The organism is Microcystis sp. LE19-195.1E, assembly GCF_027532095.1.
Classification (GTDB): domain Bacteria; phylum Cyanobacteriota; class Cyanobacteriia; order Cyanobacteriales; family Microcystaceae; genus Microcystis; species Microcystis aeruginosa.
Window position 1 is genome coordinate 1 of sequence record NZ_JAPZSZ010000083.1, and the last position, 3,848, is coordinate 3,848.

At 42.9% G+C, this 3,848-nt stretch carries 3 protein-coding genes and 2 pseudogenes; 2 read left to right on the forward strand and 3 right to left on the reverse strand.

The features are described 5' to 3' along the window. Window positions 1-133: pseudogene (locus O9300_RS04930) on the forward strand (IS30 family transposase); the annotation flags it as partial. A gap of 284 nt (window positions 134-417) precedes the next feature. On the opposite strand, the gene O9300_RS04935 reads toward O9300_RS04930, so the two are convergent. The 3 genes from O9300_RS04935 to O9300_RS04945 all read right to left on the reverse strand — a co-directional run bounded on the left by O9300_RS04935 (window position 418) and on the right by O9300_RS04945 (window position 2,981). Beyond that, window positions 418-864 carry an HNH endonuclease gene (locus tag O9300_RS04935; protein WP_002797431.1) on the reverse strand — a complete coding sequence of 149 codons (447 nt, stop codon included), beginning with the start codon at window positions 862-864 and terminating at the stop codon, window positions 418-420. Beyond that, the gene (locus tag O9300_RS04940; protein ID WP_002767156.1) at window positions 861-1,103 is read right to left on the reverse strand and encodes a hypothetical protein; all 243 of its coding nucleotides are present in this window, start codon (window positions 1,101-1,103) and stop codon (window positions 861-863) included. Before O9300_RS04940 ends, O9300_RS04935 begins: the two co-directional genes overlap by 4 nt. Window positions 1,104-1,187: 84 nt before the next feature. Beyond that, entirely contained in the window at window positions 1,188-2,981 is a 1,794-nt protein-coding gene (locus O9300_RS04945; protein ID WP_287970374.1) for a fatty acyl-AMP ligase, read from the reverse strand. Window positions 2,982-3,273: 292 nt separating this feature from the next. Here O9300_RS04945 and O9300_RS04950 point away from each other — a divergent pair. Then, a pseudogene (locus tag O9300_RS04950) lies at window positions 3,274-3,705 on the forward strand (Uma2 family endonuclease); the annotation flags it as partial. Between the last annotated feature and the right edge of the window lie 143 nt (window positions 3,706-3,848).

The following is a 3,848-nucleotide window of genomic DNA, read 5'->3' on the forward strand; positions in this document are numbered from 1 at the left end:
AATTGTTAAGCCAGAGCAGGTGGAAATAGCCGTAAACTTGATTAACAATCGTCCTCGAAAATGTCTTGACTATCGTACCCCGAATGAGGTATTCTATAAAGGTAGATCAGACAGTGATGCAATTCAGACTTGAATTGGCCACTTCCTCCTATTCGTTGATCAAATCCTAATTTCCTCAGTAGTTGACAAAGTTGCTCGAAGGGAATGTTAGCATCAGAATTACCTAAAAGAATTTTAATCAATAATTTATCCTGTTTACTCATACATCCGATAAATATAAGTAGGGAGGCACAATTATTTGTAGGATTGGTTAGCGGTAGCGTAACATAATCGGGCGTTGGGTTTCATGCTTCAACCCAACCTACGTTCTGGAAAAAAACTTAATTGAAGCTCATTTACCTAGATAAAAATAAGCTATTATTCCTGTTTTTTATCGGTGCTGGGTGGATGCCAACCTCCCCGGATCCATAATCGACGAACTTTAACGATAAAACCTTCATTATGATTGTCATCATTTAAGTCCAAACGTTCAATAGTTGCCCTAGCGATGGGAGTAAGTCCCACTATTTTTAAAGCATCTGGTGTCCAGATAAAATGTTCTTGCCAATGCTGTTGGCGCGGATTGAATATTTCTACCTCTTGTTCTGTTTTCGGATCAATTGCCTTGATAAAATTGTAGCGATATCTGTTACATCTTTGGCAAGCTAAAGCTAAGTTTGCCAATTCATCTTTGCCTCCTAAAGATTTGGGCTGAATGTGATCTACTTCAAATAATGCGGCACTAATTTCTTCTGGAGAATGACAGTATTCACACAGATAGTTGGCTCTTGCTCGGACTTGTAATCGAGTGGTGATACTAATCATTTAGATTCAGCAACTATTCGCGCATTTAACAGCGTGAAAATCTCGTTTAACTCTAAAATACCGGCCAATTCTGCGGTTTCTTGAGAATTAAGTTGGGAATTTTTTTCTAGTTCCCGTAGTTCCTCCAATCGACACTGCAATTCCTCGGTGAATTTAAAGAGATAATTTTCCCTTACTGGCGATAGCTTAATTCCTTTTTCAATCCAGGAAGAGGGCTTGACCATCAGTTGAGTTAACATCACTTTCTCCCTAACTTTAATCCTTAACCTAATCCTAACACGATTAGTTATCCTCGATCGGGTGAGCAATGCCCACCCGAAAAACTATGCTTCTGTTGCAGAATTAGAGCGATCGAATTTACTAACTAACTCAGGATTTTCTGACCAAGCATCGATAATACTCATATTGCCATTGAGAAAATTCTGTTTAATAGCGCGACGTTGAATTTTGCCACTGGCAGTTTTGAGAATTGTTCCCGATTTAGCCAGAACAATCGCATGGGTCATAATTTCGTGTTCTTCGGCGATTTCTTGACGGATATCGGCGATTAATTTAGCCGTATCTAATTCGCCGCTGCGACGTTCCAATTCCTGGACAATAACTAACTGTTCTTCCCCATTATCTTCAATAGAAAAAGCGGCACCATAATCGGGACGAAAAACCTCATTAAGATGCTGTACTGACCATTCTAAATCTTGGGGATAATGATTACTGCCACGGACAATAATTAAATCCTTAATCCGTCCCGTGATATGTAATTCCCCATCGAGAAGAAAACCTAAATCTCCCGTGCGTAAAAACGGCCCTTCTCCCGTATCGGCAAGATAAGCTTGAAAAGTCTCTTTGGTTGCGTCTTCCCGTTGCCAATATCCAGCGGCCATACTGGGGTCACTGGCCCAAATTTCGCCCACTTCATCGGCTGCACAAAGGGTGAAAGTATCGGGATTAACCATAGCTATACGGGTATCACAGACGCGACGACCACAACTGGGGACGTATCTAACTCCCGTGGTTCGATCGGAGCCTACAGGGACAATTTTACCGCGTTCGTAGGCGGTTGCATCCAAAGCGGTGATAATTGGGGTGGTTCCCTTGGGTTTATTGGAAATCAAGAGGGTATATTCAGCTAATCCGTAGGCAGGGGCGAAAGTTTGCCAAGAAAAGCCGTAATCTGCAAAAGTATCGACAAATTTGGCCATGACCTTCGGATTAATCGGTTCGGCGGCATTTCCCGCGGCCTGCCAACTGCTCAGGTCTAATTCCGCTAAATCGGCAGCTTTAATCCTGCGAGTACAAAGATCATAGGCGAAGTTGGGGGCCTGACTATGAGTAACTTTGTACTTAGTAATATTTTTTAACCACTGCATCGGACGCTTAATAAAAGCAAAGGGAGACATGAGATAGCAGGGTGTACCGTTGTAGAGGGGGACGGTGATACCTTCGACTAACCCGTAATCGTGGAAATAGGGCATCCAAGTTAGGGTAACGCTATCCGGTTCGTAACCACAAGCTTTTTGCAAGTAACCGCAATGGTGCATCAGGTTAAAATGACTTAGCATCACTCCTTTGGGGATATTAGTCGAACCGGAGGTATATTGCAGATAAGCAAGCGCCGATTTATCCACCTGGGGATCTTGCCATTGGTCTGCCAGGGAAATATCAATGCTTTCGGTAGTAATCCATTTCATTTGGTCGAATTCTGGGAATTCTTCCTTCACACCTTCAATAAGAGTCAGAATACTTTCGGTAACTAAGGCAAAGGTGGCATTAGCATCCTTGACAATTGCCCGTAAACGGGGCAAAGTGCGCTTAAGTCGTCCTGATTCCGGTGGGGGGACGGGAATGGCAATCACTCCCGCGTAGAGACAACCACAAAAAGCGGCCACTACTTCTAAACTTTGAGGATAGAGTAATAGGGCGCGTTCCCCTTGGGCCTGGTATTTTTGCAAATAGGCGGCGATTGCTCTTGCTTGGCGATCGAGTTCACTGTAGGTTAAAGGTGGGGTTTCTTTTTTACCATCGATAAGAAAAGTGTAGGCATGGCCCTCTGGTTGTGCCGTGGCGCGGTAACGTAAGAGTTCTACTAGGGTGGCAGGTTGAATTAGGGTTTCAGTCATCGTTGTTATCGGGCTTATTGGGGGCTATTGTATAGAAGTTTTAACATATTTGCCCATGGCGCTAGGATAAAACCCCAGAGGCGATCGGTCAAGGTCTAGGATTAAGTAGCTGGTTATAATTAAATTAAAAATGGATTTTAGGTTCGATCCCCCCTACCCCCCTTGATAAGGGGGGTGTCTGATAATTTTTAACGCCTACCTACTTAAGTTATTGGTTAAAATCCCCCCGCCCTATCTCTGCAATTGTGGTAAAAAGCTATAATTAATCAATCCTAAAATACCGGGAAAAGTCATGACAGCCCTAGACATGATCCCAGATGTCACCTATCTCCCCACAGATTTATGGAGTGATGAACCACCCTTGGCAAGTGATCTACACCTGCAACAGATCATCATTCTCCTTAGTTGTCTAGAATTATTATGGCGTGAGAGGAGTGATTACTACGCTTCGGGAAATCTGACCATCTACTACAACGAGGAACAACTGAAAAAACGCGATTTCTGTGGTCCTGATTTTTTTGTGGTTTTAGATACCGAAAAACGTCCCCGCAAAAGTTGGGTAGTTTGGGGAGAACAGGGTAAATATCCCGATGTAATTGTCGAGATTCTCTCCGATTCTACGGCCAATATTGACCGCAATAACAAGAAAATTCTCTATCAGAATACCTTTCGCACTCCTAATTATTTTTGGTTCGATCCTAATACGTTAGAATTGCAAGGATTTACAGGGTAATCGCGCGTCGTTTTGTATAGATGGTAACAGACAAAAATCCCTAACTGTTAATTTGGTGACGACGAACTGGCCTGAGTTAATCTGAGAGGAAGTGAAAAATCCTGTATTTTAGTGGTTGAGTATGGCAGAAGGAT